At 68.7% G+C, this 19,766-nt stretch carries 17 protein-coding genes and 1 pseudogene; 6 read left to right on the forward strand and 12 right to left on the reverse strand.

What is annotated here, in order from left to right; genetic code table 11:
• On the forward strand, nt 1-885 hold an 885-nt coding region (locus tag QZV94_RS12185), incomplete at its 5' end, for an iron-containing alcohol dehydrogenase (RefSeq protein ID WP_293678157.1).
• Nucleotides 886-890: 5 nt separating this feature from the next.
• Here the strand turns inward: QZV94_RS12185 and QZV94_RS12190 are convergent.
• From QZV94_RS12190 to plsY, 4 genes are all read right to left on the reverse strand, one after another.
• Nucleotides 891-1,688, reverse strand: coding sequence for an alpha/beta fold hydrolase (locus QZV94_RS12190; RefSeq protein ID WP_293678158.1), 798 nt, complete (start codon nt 1,686-1,688; stop codon nt 891-893).
• 179 nt (nt 1,689-1,867) lie between these two features.
• Complete coding sequence (gene topA / locus QZV94_RS12195; protein ID WP_293678159.1) at nt 1,868-4,543, reverse strand: type I DNA topoisomerase; 2,676 nt, start codon at nt 4,541-4,543, stop codon at nt 1,868-1,870.
• A gap of 90 nt (nt 4,544-4,633) precedes the next feature.
• Complete coding sequence (gene dprA, locus QZV94_RS12200; protein ID WP_293678160.1) at nt 4,634-5,731, reverse strand: DNA-processing protein DprA; 1,098 nt, start codon at nt 5,729-5,731, stop codon at nt 4,634-4,636.
• Nucleotides 5,728-6,444 (reverse strand): glycerol-3-phosphate 1-O-acyltransferase PlsY, encoded by a 717-nt coding sequence (gene plsY, locus QZV94_RS12205; protein WP_293678161.1) that lies wholly within the window; start codon nt 6,442-6,444, stop codon nt 5,728-5,730. Before plsY ends, dprA begins: the two co-directional genes overlap by 4 nt.
• A gap of 140 nt (nt 6,445-6,584) precedes the next feature.
• Here plsY and QZV94_RS12210 point away from each other — a divergent pair, with 140 nt between their 5' ends.
• The gene (locus QZV94_RS12210) at nt 6,585-7,529 is read left to right on the forward strand and encodes a glycosyltransferase family 2 protein (RefSeq protein ID WP_293678162.1); all 945 of its coding nucleotides are present in this window, start codon (nt 6,585-6,587) and stop codon (nt 7,527-7,529) included.
• Here the strand turns inward: QZV94_RS12210 and pyrC are convergent.
• The 7 genes from pyrC to ruvX all read right to left on the reverse strand — a co-directional run bounded on the left by pyrC (nt 7,511) and on the right by ruvX (nt 15,762).
• On the reverse strand, nt 7,511-8,806 hold the full coding sequence (gene pyrC / locus QZV94_RS12215; RefSeq protein ID WP_293678163.1) for a dihydroorotase: 1,296 nt from the start codon (nt 8,804-8,806) through the stop codon (nt 7,511-7,513). The two genes, QZV94_RS12210 and pyrC, sit on opposite strands and share 19 nt — an antisense overlap.
• Nucleotides 8,803-9,783, reverse strand: a complete 981-nt coding sequence (locus tag QZV94_RS12220) for an aspartate carbamoyltransferase catalytic subunit (protein WP_293678164.1) — start codon at nt 9,781-9,783, stop codon at nt 8,803-8,805. The genes pyrC and QZV94_RS12220 overlap by 4 nt, the downstream gene beginning before the upstream one ends.
• 69 nt (nt 9,784-9,852) lie before the next feature.
• A complete protein-coding gene (locus QZV94_RS12225; protein ID WP_293678165.1) occupies nt 9,853-10,611 on the reverse strand; it encodes a nucleotide synthetase in 759 nt (252 codons plus the stop codon).
• Between the two features lie 7 nt (nt 10,612-10,618).
• A complete protein-coding gene (locus QZV94_RS12230; protein WP_293678166.1) occupies nt 10,619-12,508 on the reverse strand; it encodes a toll/interleukin-1 receptor domain-containing protein in 1,890 nt (629 codons plus the stop codon).
• A 160-nt stretch (nt 12,509-12,668) separates the two neighbouring features.
• Nucleotides 12,669-13,304: a hypothetical protein gene (locus tag QZV94_RS12235; RefSeq protein ID WP_293678167.1), complete on the reverse strand. Its 636-nt coding sequence runs from the start codon at nt 13,302-13,304 to the stop codon at nt 12,669-12,671.
• 63 nt (nt 13,305-13,367) lie between these two features.
• Nucleotides 13,368-15,179, reverse strand: a complete 1,812-nt coding sequence (locus QZV94_RS12240) for a toll/interleukin-1 receptor domain-containing protein (RefSeq protein ID WP_293678168.1) — start codon at nt 15,177-15,179, stop codon at nt 13,368-13,370.
• A 121-nt stretch (nt 15,180-15,300) separates the two neighbouring features.
• The gene (gene ruvX, locus QZV94_RS12245; protein ID WP_293678169.1) at nt 15,301-15,762 is read right to left on the reverse strand and encodes a Holliday junction resolvase RuvX; all 462 of its coding nucleotides are present in this window, start codon (nt 15,760-15,762) and stop codon (nt 15,301-15,303) included.
• Nucleotides 15,763-15,884: 122 nt separating this feature from the next.
• Between ruvX and QZV94_RS12250 the strand changes: the two genes are divergently transcribed.
• The 3 genes from QZV94_RS12250 to gatA all read left to right on the forward strand — a co-directional run bounded on the left by QZV94_RS12250 (nt 15,885) and on the right by gatA (nt 18,629).
• Nucleotides 15,885-16,793: a sulfotransferase domain-containing protein gene (locus QZV94_RS12250; protein WP_293678170.1), complete on the forward strand. Its 909-nt coding sequence runs from the start codon at nt 15,885-15,887 to the stop codon at nt 16,791-16,793.
• A 79-nt stretch (nt 16,794-16,872) separates the two neighbouring features.
• A complete protein-coding gene (gene gatC, locus QZV94_RS12255; protein ID WP_293678171.1) occupies nt 16,873-17,160 on the forward strand; it encodes an Asp-tRNA(Asn)/Glu-tRNA(Gln) amidotransferase subunit GatC in 288 nt (95 codons plus the stop codon).
• Complete coding sequence (gene gatA / locus QZV94_RS12260; protein WP_293678172.1) at nt 17,157-18,629, forward strand: Asp-tRNA(Asn)/Glu-tRNA(Gln) amidotransferase subunit GatA; 1,473 nt, start codon at nt 17,157-17,159, stop codon at nt 18,627-18,629. The genes gatC and gatA overlap by 4 nt, the downstream gene beginning before the upstream one ends.
• A gap of 64 nt (nt 18,630-18,693) precedes the next feature.
• Here gatA and QZV94_RS12265 read toward each other — a convergent pair whose 3' ends face one another.
• Nucleotides 18,694-19,005, reverse strand: coding sequence for a hypothetical protein (locus tag QZV94_RS12265; RefSeq protein ID WP_293678173.1), 312 nt, complete (start codon nt 19,003-19,005; stop codon nt 18,694-18,696).
• Nucleotides 19,006-19,136: 131 nt separating this feature from the next.
• Between QZV94_RS12265 and gatB the strand changes: the two are divergent.
• Nucleotides 19,137-19,766, forward strand: a pseudogene (gene gatB, locus QZV94_RS12270) (Asp-tRNA(Asn)/Glu-tRNA(Gln) amidotransferase GatCAB subunit B); the annotation flags it as partial.

A 19,766-nucleotide genomic window follows, 5' to 3' on the forward strand; every position in this document is an offset into this window, starting at 1 on the left:
GCTGCCCTGGGCGGCGGCGCGGTGATCGACGCTACGAAGGTGGCGCAGCTCTGCCTCTGGGCCGGCCTGACCGAGGCGGCTCAACTCGACGCCTACCGCGCCGGTCGGGGCGAGGGGAGGGTCGATGTCACCCGGGTCGCGGCTGGCGTGCGGATGATCGCCGTGCCGACGACGCTCTCGGCGGCCGAGTTCACGCCCTTCGCCGGCGTCACCGACACCGCCGCCCGCGCCAAGGAAGGCTACACCCACCCTGACCTCGCGCCGCGCGCGGTGGTCCTCGACCCGGTGACTACGCTTTCGACCCCGCCGCAGCTCTGGTTCTCCACCGGCATGAAGGCGGTCGACCACGCTGTGGAGCAGCTCTGCAACCCCGAACGCGCGCCATACGCCGACGCGCTCTCCGCCGACGGCCTGCGCCGCTTGGCGCGGGGCCTGGCGGCCACCAAGGCTGACCCTGCGGACCTCGATGCTCGCCTGGAGTGCCAGTTCGGCATGTGGCTGGCGATCAGCGGCGCCGGCTCGGGCCGCGGGATGGGTGCGAGCCATGCCATCGGCCACACCCTGGGCGGCAGCTATGGCGTGCCGCACGGGATCACCTCCTGCGTCACCTTGCCGGCGGTGCTTGCCTGGAGCGCGATGGCGGCGGGCCCGCAGCAGGCGGTGGTGAACGGTCTGCTGGGCGCGCCTGGGCCGGCCTCGGAGGCGGTGCGGGACCTGGTGACGGGCCTCGGCCTCCCGTCCGACCTCAGGAGCGTCGGGATCACCCGCGACCAGTTCCAGGCGATCGCCGAGCATACCATGCACGACCGCGGCGTCCGCTCGAACCCGCGCCCGATCAACGGCCCGGCCGATATCGTTGAAATCCTTGAGCTGGCGGCCGGGTAGCCGCGCTACGCGGTCAGGAACGCGATGATCGCCGGATAGGCCGCCCGGTCCTGGATCATGAACATGTGCCCGCCGTCGAACCACATGAGCTGGGCGTTCGGGATGCGGGACAGCATCTTCTCCTGCGTGAGCGGCAGCGCGATGCCGTCATATCGGCCGGCGGCGATCAGAGTCGGGCAGGTGATGGCCGCGAGGCGGTCCCAGGTGTCGTGCCCGGCCCGGGCCTCCAATTGGCGGTGGGCGCCCGCAGCATGGCCTGGTTCGTCGGCAAAGGGCGCGGAGGCGGCCATGGCCACGAAGGCGGCGTAGTCGTCGGGGTTCGCCGCGGCCCAGGCGGCGTCGCGGCGGGTGTCGCTGATCGGGATCAGGTGGCGTGCGCGCGCTTCCCCCTTCAGGTGCTCGATCTCGTGGAAGGCAAACGACGCGCCGCCTTCGCCGCCCGGCGATGTGCAGGCCAGCACCAGCCGCTTCACCTTCAGCGGATGCCGCAGGACCAGTTCCTGGGCCACCATGCCGCCGAACGAGACACCGCCCACCAGGGCGTGCTCCCAGCCGAGGTGATCCATCAGCGCCGCGGCGTCGTCGGCGTACTGGGCCATGGAGTAGGGGACGTCCGGCTTGTCGGTCCGCCCCAGTCCGCGCTGGTCGTAGGCCACGAGGTCGAACGCCTTGGCCAACGGCGAGGCGAAGACGTTGGGCTGGGTGCGCAGATCCCCGCCGGTGCCGGAAATGAACAGCAGCCGCGGACCGTCGCCGGCGCGCTCGTAGTAGAGGTTCAGGCCATTGACCGCGGCGTTGGGCATGGCGCCAGCCTAGCTCAGGCCGCGCCTGGCGCCACCGCGAGAATGGGTTTCGTCGGCAGGGTTTGGCCGCGCCAGGGGACGCGGTCATAGCGCCCAGGCTACGGCGACGGCGCAGGACCGCGCCCCGCCTCGCCGAAGCCCGGGATCATCTCGAGGCGGCCGCCCGGCGCGCGGGCTCGTCAGAAGGGCGCGTCGTCGTCCGTGATCGTGCTGGTGGCCGGCTTGCCAGTGGCAGGCTTCTTGGCCGGGGCCTTCTTCTTCGCCGCCGGCTTCTTCTTCACGGTTTTCTCGGCCGGGGTCTTCTTCGCGCCAGCCGCCGCGGCCTTCGGTTCGGCCTTGGCCTTCGCGGCCCGCGCCGGCTTCTTCTTGCCGCCGCCCTTGGCCTCGCGCTCTGCAATCAGAACCACCGCCTGCTCCAGCGTCACTGTCAGCGGGTCGGCGCCACGGGGCACGTTGGCGTTGGTGGAGCCGTGCTTGATGTAGGGCCCGTACTTGCCCGAGAGCACCCGAACAGGCTGGCCGTCCACCGGGTGCGCGCCGAGTTCAGCCAGCGCCGCGCTCTCCGCCCGGCGGCCCGAGCGCTTTGTGGCGATCAGGTCGACGGCGCGGTTCACGCCCACGTCGAACACTTCCTCGGCGTTCGAAAGGTTCGCGTAGGTCCCGTTGTGCAGAACGAAGGGCCCATAGCGCCCAATGCCGGCCAGGATCGGCTTGCTGTCCTCGGGGTGCAGGCCGACCTCGCGGGGCAGTCGCAGGAGGCGCAGGCCCTTTTCCAAGTCCATGTCCGGCGCGCTCCAACCCTTGGGCAGGCTGGACCGCTTGGGCTTCTCGCCGTCGCCGAGCTGGACGTAGGTCCCGAAGCGGCCGGTCTTCAGGTAGACGATCTCGCCGGTCACCGGGTCGACCCCCAGCTCGCGGTCGCCGGCCGGGCCGTCCTCGCCCTCTTCGGCCACGGTCAGCGGACGGGTGTGACGGCACTCCGGATAGTTGGCGCAGCCCAGGAACGGGCCGTACTTCGACGACTTCAGGCCCATGCGGCCGGTGCCGCACACCGGGCAGGCGCGCGGGTCGGAGCCGTCGGGCTTGTCCGGGAACAGGTGCGGACCGAGGGTTCGGTCCAGCGCCGTCAGCACGTCGCTCATCCGCAGCTCGGCGGTCTCGCCGATCTTGGCGTTGAACGCCTCCCAGAACTCGCGGAGCAGGACCTTCCAATCCAGCTCGCCGGCCGACACCAGGTCCAGCCGCTCCTCGAGCGCTGCGGTGAAGTCGTACTCGACGTAGCGGCCGAAATACTCCTCCAGGAAGGCGGTCAGGAGACGGCCCTTATCCTCGGGCACGAACCGCTGCTTCTCCATGCGGACGTAGGCCCGGTCGCGCAGCACCGTCAGGATCGAGGCGTAGGTCGAGGGTCGGCCGATGCCGAGCTCCTCCAGCTTCTTCACCAGGCTGGCTTCCGAATAGCGCGGCGGCGGCTCGGTGAAGTGCTGGTCGGCCTTGGCGGACTTAACCTGTGCGGCAGCGCCCTCAGTCACCTGCGGCAGCCGGCCGCCTTCTTCGTCCTCCGGGTCGTCCTTGCCCTCCTCATAGACCGCCAGGTAGCCCGGGAAGGTCACCACCCGGCCCGAGGCGCGCAGCCCCGTCTGGCCGTCGGCGCTATCGAGGTTGATGTTGGTGTCCTCGATGCGGGCGGCTTCCATCTGCGAGGCGATCATCCGCTTCCAGATCAGCTCGTAGAGCCGCCCCAGGTCGCCCTCCAGCCGCAGCCGGCCCGGATTGCGCGCCAGGCTGGTGGGTCGGATCGCTTCGTGCGCCTCCTGGGCGTTCTTGGCCTTGGTGGCATAGAGCCGCGGCTTTTCGGGCACGTATTCCTTGCCGTAGAGCCCGCCGATGACGGTGCGCGCCTCGTCCAGCGCCTCGGGCGCGGTCTGCACGCCGTCGGTGCGCATGTAGGTGATGAGGCCCACCGTCTCGCCGCCGATGTCGATGCCTTCGTACAGCTTCTGGGCGGCCTGCATGGTCCGCTGGGCGTTGAAGCCCAGCTTTCGGGAGGCCTCCTGCTGGAGGCTGGAGGTGGTGAACGGCGGCGGGGGAGAGCGGCGGCCGGGCTTGCGCTCGACCGAAACGACCTTGAACGTGGCGGCCCTGACCGCGTCGCGGGCGGCGAAGGCGCTGGTCTCGTCGGGGAGGTCGAACTTGGTGAGCCGTTTGCCCTCGTGCTTCACCAACCGTGCGGTGAAGGGGTCGCTGCCGGCGGCCACCTCGGCCTCGACGGTCCAGTATTCCTGGGTCCGGAAGCGCTCGATCTCCAGTTCGCGGTCGACGACGATGCGAAGCGCCACCGATTGCACGCGGCCCGCCGAGCGCGCGCCGGGCAGCTTGCGCCACAGCACCGGCGACAGCGTGAAACCCACCAGGTAGTCGAGCGCGCGGCGGGCCAGGTAGGCGTTGACCAGCTCCATGTCGAGCTGGCGAGGGTTGGCCATGGCCTCGGTGACGGCGGTCTTGGTGATGGCGTTGAACACCACCCGCTCGACCGCCATGTCCTTCATCAGGCCGCGCTTCTTGGCCAGCACCTCCAGCACGTGCCAGGAGATCGCCTCGCCTTCGCGGTCGGGGTCGGTGGCCAGGATCAGGCGCTCGGCGCCCTTGGCGGCCTCGGCGATCTCGCTGAGGCGCTTGTTGGCCTTGGCGTCGACCTCCCAGGACATGTCGAAGTCCTCGTCGGGCCGCACGGAACCGTCCTTCGCGGGAAGGTCGCGGACGTGACCATAGGAGGCGAGGACCTTGAAGTCCGAGCCCAGGTACTTGTTGATGGTCTTGGCCTTGGCCGGGCTCTCGACGATGACGAGCTTCATAAAGTCCAGTCTGTCAAAAAAGAGCGCGGAAGGTGGGGGCGGCGCCTATCCACTGTCAACGTCCCACAACCGCGCGGTCGGACAGCCCCCTTAGGGGGCTATTCCTTTCGCGACCATTCCGCCCGGCAGCAGTTCGGCCCGCCCGGCCAGCGCAAGCTCTATCAGGGCGGCGAATACGGCCGCGGCGGGAGCCTGGGCCGCGCGGACCAGTTCGTCACGGGAAACCGGGGTCGGGGACAGCAGGTCGGAGAGGCGATCGCGCAGGACGTCGTCCGGTTCGACGGGAGCGCTCTGGAACGGCGGGCGCTCCGGCTCGCGGAAGCCGCGCAGGCCTTCCAGCGCCCGGATCACGTCTTCGGCGCCTTCGCAGATCGCCGCGCCCTGGCGAAGGAGGTCGTTGGTCCCCTTGGCTCGCGGGTCGAGCGGCGAACCCGGCACCGCGAGCACCTCGCGGCCCTGTTCGGCGGCCAGGCGAGCGGTGATCAGCGAGCCGGAGCGGAACTCGGCCTCCACCACCACGACCGCGCGCGACAGGCCGGCGATGATCCGGTTGCGGCGCGGGAAGTCGCGGGCCACCGCCGTGCGGCCTGGCTCGCTCTCGGAGACCACGCAGCCGCTTTCGACGAGGCGGTCGTAGAGGCCACGGTGCTCGCTCGGATAGACGTCGTCGATGCCGCCCCCCAGCACCGCAACCGTGCCGGTAGGCATCGACCCTTCGTGCGCCGCGGCGTCGATGCCGCGCGCCATGCCGGAGACGATGACGTAGCCGGCCTGGCCTAGCTCGGCGGCGAGCCCCCGGGCGAAGCGCTGGCCGGCGGCCGAAGCCACCCGCGCGCCGACGATGGCCACGGTCTGGCGGTCGAGGAGGTCGGGATTTCCGCGCGTCCAGATCAGCGGCGGCGGCGGGTCCAGCGCGGCCAGGGCCGGCGGGAAATCCGGCTCGCAAGCGCAGATCAGCCGTGCCCCCAGCGCCGCTCCGGCGGCCAGTTCGGCCTCGGCCTGCGCTTCGGTGGTGACCTGCGCGGCGGCGCGCCCGCCGCGCCGGGCCAGGTCGGGGAGGGCGGCCAGCGCCAGGGAGGCCTCGCCGAAGCGGGTGATCAGCTGGTCGAAGGTGACCGGCCCGACGTTCTCCGTGCGGGCCAGACGCAGCCAGTCGCGGCGCTGGACGTCGGAGAGCCGGCGGATCACGCCTCGGGGGTCCCCGGATCCTGGAAGCGGCCGGGCGGCAGCGCCGGCCCGCCGTTGTGGCCCATCTGCTCCGGCTCCCCAGGGGACTTGGCCCCGATCTTCGGCTCCTGGCCCTTTAAGAGGCGGCGGATATTCTCCTCGTGGCGCACATAGACCAGCAAGGCCATGAACAGGGCCAGGAGCGCGATGGCGTGCGGCCGGCCCAGCAGCAGGGCGATCGCCGGGGCCAGCGCCACCGCCACGAGGGCCGCCAGCGACGAGAAGCGGAACATGCGCGCCACGACGAGCCAGGTCGCCGCCGCCGCCAGGCCGACCGGCCAGGCCGCCGCCAGCATGGTGCCGAGAAAGGTCGAGACTCCCTTGCCGCCCTTGAACTTCAGCCACACCGGGAAGAGGTGGCCGAGAAACGCCGCGCCGCCTGCCAGCGAGGTCAGCACCGCCGACTGCTCCGGCGTCCCTTCAGGCTGGACCGCCAGCCAGGCCAGCAGAACGGCGAGGGCCCCCTTGCCGCCGTCGCCCAGCAGGGTCATCAGAGCCAGGTCCTTGCGGCCCGTGCGCAGCACATTGGTCGCCCCGATGTTGCCCGAGCCGACGTCGCGTATGTCGCCCGCCCCGCCCAGCCGGGTGGCGATCACCCCGAACGGGATAGAGCCCAGCAGGTAGCCACCGGCCACTGCGGCGGCGAACAGTCCCGGTCCCCACTCGATGATCATGCAGGCTCCCTCTCGCCGCACTCCTAGCGCGTCAGGAACGTTCGGGGAACGCTGAATTCGATCCGCCCGGGCGCTGTCACACGTGCTGGGCAGGCGCCGGCCCGCGTCATAGTCTCCGTCGCTGGGCAGAGGGGGAAGGAATGCGGCTGGATGGGGCTCCCGTTCCGGAAGCGCCCGGGGAGGTTCGGGCCTGCCTGGCCGTGCGCGACGAAGCTCTGCGGCTGCCGTCCTGCCTCGACCACCACCGCAGGCTCGGCGTCGACAGGTTCCTGATCGTCGACAACGGATCGATTGACGGCACCCTAGACTATCTGGCGGCCCAACCCGACGTCTGCCTGTTCCACACGACCGAGAGCTTCTCCGCCGCGCGCGCAGGTCTGGCCTGGACGAACGCGATGCGCGACGCGTTTTGCGAAGGGCACTGGACGCTCTCCATCGACGCGGACGAGCTGTTCATCTTCCCCGGCTACGAGCGGGTCGGTCTGCGGGCGCTGTGCGATCACCTGGACGGGGCGGGCGCCGAGCTGCTGCTCGCCCTGCTGCTCGACCTCTACGGTCCTGGCGGGCTCGACGAGGCCACGCACGTTCCGGGCGCGGACCTGATCGAGACCTGCCCGTTCTTCGACCCCGGGCCGTACAGCTATCTTCGCGTGGGGTCCTTTCCGCATGTGCAGTTCACCGGTGGGGTTCGAGACCGAATCTTCGACTTCCGGCGCTACCAGCCCCGTCCGCCGGTGATCAGCAAGGCGCCACTGGCGCGGTGGCGGCGGGGCATGGCCTACACCATGTCAACGCACGCGGTGACCCCGGGGCGGGTCTACCCGGCCCTGGCGGTGCTGCTGCACTTCAAGTTTCTGAGCGACTTCCGCGAGCGGGTACGCCTGGCGATCGAGCGGGGCCAGCACTACGGAGGCTCTCAGGAGTACCGTGCATACCAGGACGTGCTTCGACAGGCGGGTGACCTGCGGCTCGCCAACGAGCAGTCCGTCCGCTTCGAGGGCAGCGCCCAATTGCTCCGCCTGCGCTTGATGCAGACCGACGTCGCCTATGACGCCTTTCTCGCAGGTCAGACGGCGGCGGAGTAGACCGTCCGGCCGTCCACCAGGGTCCGCAGGACGCGTCCCTGCAGCCGTCTGCCGTCGAAGGGCGAGTTCTTCGACTTCGAGACCAGCTTGCCGGCGTCGATGTGCACGGGCGTGTTCAGGTTGCACACCACCAGGTCGGCGGGCGACCCCTTGGCGATGCGCCCTGCGGCCAGGCCCAGCAGGTCCGCCGGCGCGCAGGTGACCGCACGGATCAGGTCCACCAGTGGGATTCGCGCTTCGTGGTGGAAGGCCAGCAGCGCGGCCAGGAGGGTCTGCAGACCCACCGCGCCCGGCGCGGCCTCGTCGTAGGGCAGGCGCTTGTCCTCAGCCGGCGCCGGGGCGTGTGCGGACACCACCACCTGGATCAGGCCGCTGGCCAGCGCCTCGATCACCGCCTGGCGGTCGTCCTCGGAGCGCAGCGGCGGGTCCAGCTTGCAGAAGGTGCGGTAGTCGCCGATGTCGATCTCGTTGAAGGACAGGTGGTTGATCGAAGTCGTCGCCGTCACCGGCAGTCCACGGTCGATGGCGCGCTTCAGGCTTTCCAGAGCGCTGGCCGTGGTCACCTGGTCGACGATCAGCGGCGCGCCGGTCAGTTCGACCAGGGCCAGATCGCGCTCCAGCATGATCCGCTCTGCGATGGCGGGCACGGATGGCAACCCCATCCTGGCGGCGAACTCGCCTTCGCTGGCCGCGGCTCCGGCCGAGAGCCACGGGTCCGCCGGCCGGTGGGCCACCTGCACGCCGAACGCCTTGGCGTAGCTCATCACCCGGCGCATCACCTTGGAGTCTACGATGGGACGGTCTGCGTCGGTGACATAGAGGCAGCCGGCCTCGTGCATCAGCCCGATCTCGGCCATCCGCTGGCCCTCGCACCCCTTGGTGGCGGCGCCGGCCGGGTAGACGTTGACCAGCTCGATGTCGCGGGCGCGGCGCAGGATGAAATCGACCACCGAGGGTTCGTCCATCACCGGATGGGTGTCGGGCTGGACGACGATGGTGGTGACGCCGCCGGCCGCGGCGGCCAGGGCAGCGGACTTCAGCGTCTCCTTGGGCTCGGCGCCGGGCTCGCCGGTCTTTACGCGTATGTCCACCAGCCCGGGGATGAGCAGCGCCCCGTCGACGTCGACGACCTCGACGTCCGGCGAGAGCGCGCCAAAGCCGGGGCTGCGCGCCACGTCCGCCACGACGCCCTCGGTGACGATGACCGCGCCCGGGCCGTCATAGCCGCTGGCCGGATCGACCAACCGGGCGTTCAGGAAGGCGAGGGGGCGCCTCACCGGTCGTTGTCCAGGCGGGCCGCGAGTGAGGCCAGGACGGCCATCCGGGCAGCCACGCCCATCTCCACCTGGTCCTGGATCAGGCTGACCGAGAGGTCGTCGGCGACGTCGGAGTCGATCTCCACGCCCCGGTTCATCGGGCCCGGATGCATCACCCTCACGTGTGGCGCGGCGAAGGCGAGCTTCTCGCGGTCGAGACCGAAGAAGCGGAAGTACTCGCGGGTGGAGGGCGCCATCACCCCGTCCATCCGCTCCAGCTGCAAGCGCAGCATCATCACCACGTCGCAGCCGGCGATGCCCTTGCGCAGGTCGTGGAAGACCTGGACGTTCCAGCGCTCGACCGCCGCAGGCATCAGGGTGGGCGGCCCCACCAGTCGCACCTCCGCCCCCAGCATCTGGAGCAGCGCGATGTTGGATCGCGCCACGCGGCTGTGCATGACATCGCCGCAGATGGCCACTTTCAGCCCGGCGATATGGCCGAAGGCGCGTCGCATGGAGAGTGCGTCCAGCAGCGCCTGGGTGGGATGCTCGTGCTGGCCGTCGCCGGCGTTGATCACCGAGCACCCGACCTTCTGCGACAGCAGGCTGGCCGCGCCGGAGGAGGCGTGGCGGATGACCAGCAGGTCCGGCTGCATGGCGTTCAGCGTCACCGCCGTGTCGATCAGCGTCTCGCCCTTGGACATGGCCGACGAGCGCGGGCTCATGTTGACCACGTCGGCGCCCAACCGCTTGCCGGCCAGCTCGAACGAGCTCTGCGTCCGCGTCGAGTTCTCGAAGAACAGGTTCATCAGCGTCCGACCCTTCAGCAGGTCGAGCTTCTTGGAGGTCTGCCGATTCAGGCTCACGAATCCGTCGGCCAGATCGAGCAGGTTCGCGACCTCCACTTCGTTCAAGTCCGTCGCAGACAGGAAGTGGCGCGTGGGGAAGGAGAAGGTCCTTTGCAGGACCTCGTTCAGGCCGGGGGGCGCAGCGCTCATCAGAGCGGGGTGGTAGCGGACGTGCTGATATATTCCAAGCGTAGAGCTCGTCGCCGTTTGGGCGGGCCGTCACCCGTCATTCTTGATCACGGGGTCTAACACGATAGGCATGCTATATGCGGGCTCGTCGTCCTCTACGACCACATTGATATTGAAACGAATGGGCTTAGTTGGATCGTAAGCGGAGTTCTTGCGGACAAAGAAGCTAAAGGATTCCCTGCTCTTCCCGCCAGTTTCGTCGTCTGCCTCGGACAGTTTGTGCGTTCTGCCGCATACCCAAGCCGTGGAATTCGAGTCTACAGTTACCGCTTCCGATTTGCTGAGAAAAGCGAGATCATCATCTCGAATTACTACTTTCACTCGTACGGCGTTGCTTGTGCCCGTGAACAAATTTTTGACGTCAAGGTCGAGCCTAGTTTTCCTGCTGACTGGAAGTACGACTTGGTTGGGAGATGAAGCGGCTCCTGTACCCTTGTCATTGACGGCGTCATAATCGCGAGTGCGAATGCGCGCCATGCGTTCAATATTCTTGTAGTCATTCCGGATTCTTATATTCACAATCTTCGCGGCGCTTGGCGCGGGATTATTGCACGCAACGTCGATCTTCTGATAGTTTCCGCCAGTGAACCTCAAGGTTTCGACAAACGCTCGACCCTCCGGTGTTTCCCGAAACTGGATGAAACCCATGGACTTGGAAGTCGGCCTGTCGTCGGCTCTCGCCTCGGTTGGACCGGTTGTTGATTTGGCGCTCTCGGAGGCGCCGGAGCAACCGCTCAGAATCAATAGACAAACAGGAATAGAGGCAATGCGCTGCGAGACAGGCGGCATGGGGAGTCTAGTTCTCGACATGTCTATCTCTTCCTCTTCCTCTTTTCGCATTCGTCGCGAGTTCAATTTCGTGTTTCAAGTCGAGGCCCCAACGGGGCGATAGGGCAGCTGTTTCGCGAGAAGGCGGGAGCGACGCCAAGGCGTTTCTCGCAGCCACATCGTCTCCCCTGAGAGTCGCGACGCGCGCCTTCAAAGCCATGCAGAAAGTGGCAATCTCGCCGTCGGTCTCCACAGGCGACGAGCAGCTTCCAAGCGTACTGTCCAATGCCGAGAGCTTACGTGGCGCCGCTCCGCCGACGGCGAGGACGGTGCGTACCTTCAGGAGTTCCGCCATGCGGGCCTGTTTCGCGAACAAGCGGTTGTCAGGATCAGTCTGCTGCAGGGCGACTGCCTCCGCGCGAACCTGATCCAGCCGTTGGATGGCGGTGTCTGCATCTCCGCGGTCGGCATCAATACGAGCTAATGCCAGATCGTTGCTGAGCAGGTCGGAACGAACCTCCCTGTTCTGCGGATCGCTGACTTGCAGGGCGGTCAGAATGCGACGCTGGGCGAGCCGATTCTCCAGTGCGCTGGAGAACTTTTCGCCGAGCCTCTGGCTGTCAGCGAGCCAGGCGCGATAGGTTGCCACCTCGGATTGCAGTGCAATGTCGTTCGGCTTTCGCGCCGCCAGATTCTCGGAGAGCGTAAGAGCCGTGCGGAAATGACGTTCGGCCGCCTTAAGGTCACCAGCCTGCCGCATGGCGAGCAGTCCTAGATTGCTCTCTGCGTACCCGACCTCGCGCCTCCACTCCGCGTTGTTTGGGTCCATCGTTTCAAGCCGACACGCCAGTTCCGCGTAGGCTTCCAACCCCCGCCGCGCGGCCGTCCCATTCCCGGTCCGCCAGTTGCTGAAGCCGACCCAGTACTCGCGCTGGGCATGAGCGAAGATCCGGTCGGGGTCGTCTGGGTTCGCCGCCAGCAGGGCGGCGGTGGTGCGATGGGCGTCTTCGAAGCTTTCGCGGGCGGCCTCCAGGTTGCCGCGCTTCTCGTCGTCCTCGCCCATGGCCTGCAGCAGCTTGGCGCGCTGGCGAAGCTGGGTCTCCGACAGACGCTTCAAATCCTGGCGCCGATAGTACTGCATCGCCCCGTCGTTCAGCGCGGCGAGTTGATCCAGGCGCCCTGTTCGCTGCAGGGTCTTGCGCAGATCAGTCAGCATGTAATCCACAAGCCCGGTGGTTTCGATCCGCCGCCGCTCGGCGTCGGCCTGGGCGCTGAGCGCCAGCCAGGCGAGGGTGGTCACGGCCGTGGTGACGGCGACGGCGGAGGCGGCTGCCGCGGTGGCGCGGCGAGCGCCACGCTGGGCGTCGCGCTGAATCAACTCGTCCAACTGCACGCCCGCCAACGCGGCGTAGAGCTTCAGGAACGCCAGGCGGCGACCGGCGGCGTCCGTCTGGAAGTTGACGGCCAGGGGTTCGAACGCCCCATCGGGCCCGCCCAGGGCCGGGGGGAAGGCGGTCGTCGAACTGCCCTCCACCAGAACGGCGAAGATCCGTTCGTCGCCGTGGATCGCGCGGAACAGGTCGAGCTCGCGCCCCACCCACTTCGAGGCCGCCGAGCGCGGCGAGCAGACAACCACCAGACTGCCGCTGCTGGCGATCGCATCCTTGATGGCGGCGGTCAGATCGAACGCGGCAGAGAGTTCGTCGCTGTCTCGGAACACCGGCTTGAGCCGGCGCGACCCTGGGTCGACCAACGGTGCGGAGCCAACCAGTCGATGGGGGAGGCGGTACGTCTCCAGCTGCCGGTGGAGGCGCTTCACGAAGCGTGCGTCGCCGCTCGCGTAGCTGAGGAATGCGCCATAGCGAGCCGGCGGCGTCGCCACCGGAGTCGACGTCCTTGGTTCGGCGCTGTCGGGCATCGCGCCCCCGCTTGCGGCCCAATTGAACGCGGTCGGTACAATCTAGGCGAAGCTTCGCAGACTTGTACTACCTGGACAATGCTGGGTTACGCTTGGGAGCATTCGGCCCGCCCGATCGCTACTGGTCGATGGTTCAAGGGACGGAAGCGCCCAGCCCACGTCAGCCGTGGTTGCGCACCTTGGGGTCGATCACGATCGGCGTGGTGTAGGGCCCGTCCTTGATCAGCAGGAACAGGTTGTACTTGCCGAACCTGGGCGTGTCCGACTTGACATAGCGGACGTAGAACCGCGCGGTGCGGTCGCCGGGCTTGGTCTCGATCGGATCGCGGACGCAGAAGATCGCCGAACCGTCTGCGTTGCCGGCCGTGACCGCGAACTTGCCTGGCAGGAACGTCGCCGCGGGGTCCGCGAGCTCTACCTGGATCAGGACCTGGTCGCCCTCTTTTCGCAGGAATTCCGCCGCGTCGATGTCCAGGCGCGTCGGGTTTTCGGTCGCCAGGACCACCTCGGGCAGCGTCCTTACCGGCTTTTCGCCTGCGGCCGTGCCATAGGAGTTGCTGTCGTGGAGCGTGGTGACGTGCCCCAGCTTCTTGGGCGAGACGTCGGTGATGCGGATCTTCACGACCGGCACGCTGGCGGGTTGGTCCGGGCAGACCGTGGAAATCGGCGCGAACACCGGCTGACCGGGGTCGATCGCCGTCGTGGGGGCCGTCGGAGCCGTGGGCGCCGGCGCCGGCGCCCGGTCGCAACCGGCCAACAAGACAAACACCGCGACGCAGCTCAGAACCTTGAGCATCCCGACTCTCCCGTGCGTTGAGTTCGCCCGGATTGGTGACGCCTAACCGGCGAAGCGCAAGCCCTAACCCCCCGCCAGGCGGATCTCCTGGGCGAAGTCCAGGCCCCAGCGGCCTGACAGCACGTCGCCTCCGCGCCGCGGACGGGCCCCCGCCAGGAGCCGCGACGCCGCCGGGCGGTCGCCGGCGGCCGCCAGGGTGCGCGCGCGCAGGACCTGGCAGAAGCGGGCCATCTCCCGTTCCGCTTCTCCAACGCCGGTCGTCGTGCAATCGCCGAGGGCGGCCAGCAGCGCACCGTTCGCCGGCCGCTGGTTCCCCGGCATCGACAGCTGGGTCCGCACCTTGAACAGCTCGAACGCCCGCAGCTGGGTGACCAGTTCGCGATTGCCGGGCGAAATCTCAAGGAGCGCCTTGGCGTCGGCCTGGCCGCGGTCCAACGCGGCCACGGCCTCGGCTGGGCGGCCGGACGACGCGTCGAGGCGCGCCATGGCCAGTTGATTGCTGAGCAGGTCGATGCGCGCCGCGACGTTCCGCCGGTCGATGGCGAGGAGCCCCTCCAGGATACGACGCTGGGCGAGCCGATGGGCCCGCGCGCCGGCCAGGTCATCGGTGACCCGCAGGCTCTCGGCCACCCAAGCATGGGCGTCGGAGAGCTCGAACTGCACGTCGGCGTCCGCGGGCCTGGCCTCCGCCACACGCTGGAAGCGGGCCAGCGCGCTTGCGAAGCGCGTCTGGGCCGTGCGCGTGTCTCCGGCCTGGCGGAGCGCCAGCAGGCCGAGATTGCTCTCTGCGTAGGCCACCTCCATCTGCCAATCGGTGTTGCCGGGATCCTTTGCCGCGAGCCGTCGCGCCAGGGTGTCGTAGGCCTGGAAGCCGCGTCTGGCGCCCTCGCCGTCGCCGGTCTCCCAGGCGATGAAGCCCAGGAAATAGGCGCTCTGCGCGTGATCGAAGAGGCGCTGCGGGTCGTCGGGCCGGGCCGTCAGCAGGTCTGCGGTGATCACATGGGCCTGGGCGAACCGGGCCTGGGCTGAGGCGAGGTCTCCACGCTTCTCGTCGTCCTCGCCCATGGCGCGCATCAACTGCGCGCGCTGGGCCTGTGCGGTCTCGGTGAGATCGTCTGTATCGCGGTAGTAGCCGTCGACCGCCTGGTTGACCGTCTGCAGCAGGTCCAGCCGGCCGCTGCGCTTCAGGCTGGCGCGGACGTCGGTGAGCATGGCTTCGTTGAGGCCTTCCGCACGCGCCCGCTGCCGTTCCTCGGCCGCGTGCGAGGTGATCGCCACCACGCTCAGCACCGAGATCACCACCGTCGCGGCCATGGCGGCGGCCGAGGCCGCCAGCACCCGGCGCGTGCGCCGCTGGCCGTCGCGCTGCACCAGTTCGTCCAGTTGCACGCCGGCCAGCGCGGCGACCAGCTTCAGCACCGCCAGTTTGCGCGCACTGCCGCCGCGCCGGAAATCGGCCGCCGCCGGCTCGGCGCCCTGGTCGGCGAGCAAGGCCGGCGGGAAGGCCTCGGCGGGCGCGCCCTCGATCAAGGCGGCGCGGACCGGCGAGTCGCCATGCAGGGCGCGGAACAGCTCGATCTCGCGGCCCACCCACTCGGAGGCTTTCGCCGCCGGCGAGCAAATCACGATCATGCTCTCGGACTCGGCGATCGCCTCCCGCAGCGCCTGCGGCAGGTCGTGGTGGGCGTTCATTTCCCAGGTGTCGTGGAACAGCGGCTTCAGCCGACCCCCGCGCAGACCGCCCTGCTCGGCGAGGTGCGGCGGCAGGCGGTACGACTCCAGCTCGCGATGCAGCCAGGCGGCAAACTTCGCATCCGCGCTGGAATAGCTGATGAAGGCTGAGTAGCGGGCGGACGACGGAGGGTCGTCAGGCATGGTCGATCTAGGCCTCAGGCGGACCCCACATTATCCGCTACCCCAGAGTGTGGCAGAACCGCGCCAAGGGTGCAATTCCCGGTGGCGCCGCCGCAATCTCCGCGGGCTTCAGGGCTGCAGCTCACCGGTTGCGCAGGCGGTCCAGGGCGCCCTGGAGGATCCAGGCGGCCGCGGCCTTGTCGACCACCTCGGCGCGGCGGGCGCGGCTGACGTCGGCCTCGTCGATCAGCATGCGGTTGACCGCCATCGAGCTCATCCGCTCGTCCCAGAAGGCGATGGGCAGGTCGGGGCGCAGCCGCAGCAGGTTGCGGGCGAAGGCGCGGCTGGACTGCGCGCGCGGACCCTCCGTGCCGTCCATGTTCACCGGCAGGCCGACGACGATCCCGGAGGCGTGGCGGCTCTCCATCAGCTTGAAGAGCGCGGCCGCGTCGTCGGTGAACTTGCCCTTGCGGATGGTGTGGAGCGGGCTGGCGATCATCCGCGTGGCGTCCGAGACGGCCACCCCGATGGTCTTCTCGCCCAGGTCGAGGCCCACGAGCGGCGTGCGGGCGTCGGGCAGGTCGGCGAGGTCAAGGATCGGCATCGCCGCCTCATAGCACCCCAGCCCCTGCGAATGCGCAGAAGCGTTCGGCGAACTCGCCGATTGTGAGGCTTCGCAGACCCGCGATATCAGCCCGCCCCGCAAGAACTGAAGGAGACGATCCCGTGGCCCCCTGGCCCAGCAAGACCCGCGACCTGCACAACCACCATATGGATTCCACCATCTGGGACCGCTTCGCCTTCCGCGACGACGACGTGATCGTGGCCACCTACGCGAAGTCCGGCACCACCTGGACGCAGCAGATCGTCGGCCAGCTGGTGTTCAACGGCGCCCCGGACGTGCCGATCCACGCCATCTCGCCGTGGCTGGACCTGCGGGTGATGCCGCCGGACACGATGGAGCAGCTGGAGGCCCAGACCCACCGGCGGATCATCAAGACCCACCTGCCGCTGGACGCGCTGACCTTCTCGCCGAAGGCCAAGTACCTCTACGTCGCCCGCGACGGCCGCGACGTGCTGTGGAGCCTCTACAATCACCACGCCCAGGGGAACGAGCTGTTCTACCAGCTGCTGAACGAAACCCCCGGCCGGGTCGGCCCCCCCATGCCGCGGCCCGACCCGGATATCCGCCGCTACTTCCGGCACTGGCTGGAGAACGATGGGGCGCCCTTCTGGTCGTTCTGGGAGAACATCGCCACCTGGTGGGCGGCGCGCGACTTGCCCAATGTGCGTCTGGTGCACTTCAACGCCCTGAAGGCCGACCCGGAAGGCGAGATCCGCGCCATCGCCGCGTTCCTCGGCTGCGATATCGCCGAGGATCGCTGGCCCGCCATCCTGGAGCACTGCTCGTTCGAGTACATGAAGGCGAACGCCGAGAACGTCGCGCCCCTGGGTGGCGCGATCTTCGGCGGCGGCGCCCAGAGTTTCATCAACAAAGGCGTCAACGGCCGCTGGCGCGACGTGCTGTCCACCGAGGACTGCGCGGCCTACGAGCGCAAGGCGCTGGCCGAGCTGGGGCCGGAGTGCGCTCATTGGCTGGCCACCGGCCAAACCACGGCCGCCGTGGCGGCGTGACGCCACAAAGCGGCGGGATCGCTTGCAAAGACGCCCCCGCCGCGGCTAACCCACGGCCTCTGAGTTTCAGGAGGCCCCGATGGCCATCGACGCCGCGACCGTGCGCAAGGTCGCGAAGCTGGCGCGCATCGCCGAGCCGGAGAGCCGGATCGAGCCGCTCGCCAACGAGCTGAACGGCATCATCAGCTGGATCGAGCAGCTGAACGAGGTCGACACCGACGGCGTCGAGCCCATGACCACCTCGGTGGCCATGGGCCTGCCGATGCGCGACGACGTGGTCACCGACGGTGGCGACCCGGCCAAAGTGCTGGGCAATGCGCCGCGCGCCGAGAAGTCCTTCTTCGTCGTGCCCAAGGTGGTGGAATGAGCGAGCTCACCGGCCTCACGCTCAAGGCCGCCCTCGAAGGGCTGGCCGCCAAGCGTTTTTCCTCCGAGGAGATCACGACGGCGCACCTCGCGGCCATCGACGCTTCCAGCGCGCTGAACGCCTACGTGGTGGGCACGCCGGAAAAGGCGCTGGAGATGGCCAGGGCGTCAGACGCGCGCCGGGCCAGCGGGCAGGCGGGGCCGCTGGACGGCGCGCCTCTGGGCATCAAGGACCTGTTCTGCACCGAGGGCGTGGAGTCGACGGCGGGGTCGATGATCCTGCGCGGCTTCAAGCCGGCCTACGAGTCGACCGTGACGTCGCAGCTGTGGCGCGACGGGGCGGTGATGCTGGGCAAGCTCAACATGGACGAGTTCGCCATGGGCTCGTCCAACGAGACTTCGGCCTGGGGCCCAGTGGTCAATCCATGGCGCCAGCAGGGCCGCAACGCAGACCTGACCCCCGGCGGCTCCTCCGGCGGCTCGGCGGCCGCGGTGGCGGCGGAGCTGTGCCTGGCGGCCACGGCGACCGACACCGGAGGCTCGATCCGCCAGCCGGCCGCCTTCACCGGCACCGTCGGCATCAAGCCCACCTACGGCCGCTGCTCGCGCTGGGGCATCGTCGCCTTCGCCTCGTCGCTGGACCAGGCGGGGCCCATGGCGCGGTCGGTGGAGGATACGGCGATCCTGCTGCGCTCGATGGCCGGGCACGACCCCAAGGATTCCACCAGCATCGACGCCGAAGTGCCTGATTTTGCGAGCTTCTGCGGAAGGTCCGTGAAGGGCCTGCGGGTGGGCATTCCTCGCGAGTACCGCGTCGACGGCATGCCGGCCGAGATCGACGCGCTGTGGGAGCAGGGCATCGCCTGGTTGAAGGATGCGGGCTGCGAAATCGTCGACGTCACACTGCCACACACCAAGTACGCCTTGCCGGCCTACTACATCATCGCCCCGGCCGAGGCCTCCTCGAACCTCGCCCGCTACGACGGCATGCGCTACGGCCTGCGCGTCGAAGGCGACAACCTGACCGACACCTACGAGAAGAGCCGCGCCCAGGGGTTCGGCGCCGAGGTCAAGCGGCGCATCCTGATCGGCACCTATGTGCTCTCGGCCGGCTACTACGACGCCTACTATCTCAAGGCGCTGAAGGTGCGGCGCCGGATCGCCGACAACTTCGACCAGGCGTGGCAGACCTGCGACGCCCTGCTGACGCCGACGGCGCCCTCGGCGGCCTTCGCGCTCGGCGACAAGTCCGACGACCCCCTCGCCATGTACCTGAACGACATCTTCACCGTGACGGTGAACCTGGCCGGCCTGCCGGGCATGAGCGTGCCGGCCGGCCTCGACGCTCAAGGCCTGCCGCTGGGCCTGCAACTCATCGGCCGCAACCTCGACGAGGGCACGCTGTTCTCGCTGGGCTCGGCCCTGGAGAAGGCCGCCGACTTCCGCGCCAGACCCGCAAAGTGGTGGTGATCCGGCACGAAAAAGCCCGCCGCCACGAGTGTGACGGCGGGCCTGATCGATCGAGCCCTACAGCCTATTTGATCTTGTCGAACTCGGCCTGCAGCGCCTTCAGCTTGGCGTCGTCCAGGGCGCCTTGGCTCATCGGCGCGACCTGGGAGAGCGTCATGGTGCCGATCTGGTCGTAGAACTGCGGAATCTCCGGCAGGGCCTTTTCGAGGGCCGCCTTCGCTTCGGCGTTCTTGATCAGGTCGGCGATCGGGGTGGTCTCCACCGAGATCTTGGCGGCCATTGGGGCGGCGGCCGGCGCCTCGGCGTGGTGGTCGGCCAAGGCGGGCGCGGCGAGCGCGGTCACCGCAAGCGCGGCGGCGATAGCGAGAGTCTTCATTGGGTGGTTCCTTTTCCCCGGTCTGAGCGCCGTTAAGACGTCCAGAACCTTGAGTCCAATTTTAGGCGATCACGCAAGAGCGCAGATGGCCGCCCTTCCGATTTGTAACGCTGCGCGGTACTGGAACCACCATGAGCGAAGTGACGCATGCCAAGCAGATCCAAGGGCGAACAGGAGCCTGGGAGATCGTCCTGGGCCTGGAGGTGCACGCCCAGGTCGCCTCCAACGCCAAGCTGTTCTCCGGCGCGGCCGTGGGCGCGGGCGCGGCCCCCAACGCCCAGGTCTCCCTGGTGGATGCCGCCATGCCGGGGATGCTGCCGGTGATCAACCGCCACTGCGTCGAGCAGGCGGTGAAGACCGGCCTTGGCCTGAAGGCCCGGATCAACCTGAAGAGCCACTTCGACCGGAAGAACTACTTCTATCCGGACCTGCCGCAGGGCTACCAGATCAGCCAGTACAAGGACCCGATCGTCGGCGAGGGCGAGGTCATCGTCGAGCATGACGACGGATCCACCTTCTCCGTCCGCATCGAGCGTCTGCACCTTGAGCAGGACGCCGGCAAGCTGCTGCACGACCAGGCCCCGAACGCCACCTACGTCGACCTCAACCGCGCCGGCACCGCCCTGATGGAGATCGTGTCGATGCCCGACATGCGCACCTCGGCGGAGGCGGCCGCCTATGTGAAGAAGCTGCGCACGATCCTGATCTACCTCGGCACCTGCGACGGCGACATGGAGAAGGGCAACCTGCGCGCCGACGTG

It is taken from the genome of uncultured Phenylobacterium sp. (assembly GCF_902826855.1).
In the GTDB taxonomy this organism is placed as follows: domain Bacteria; phylum Pseudomonadota; class Alphaproteobacteria; order Caulobacterales; family Caulobacteraceae; genus Phenylobacterium.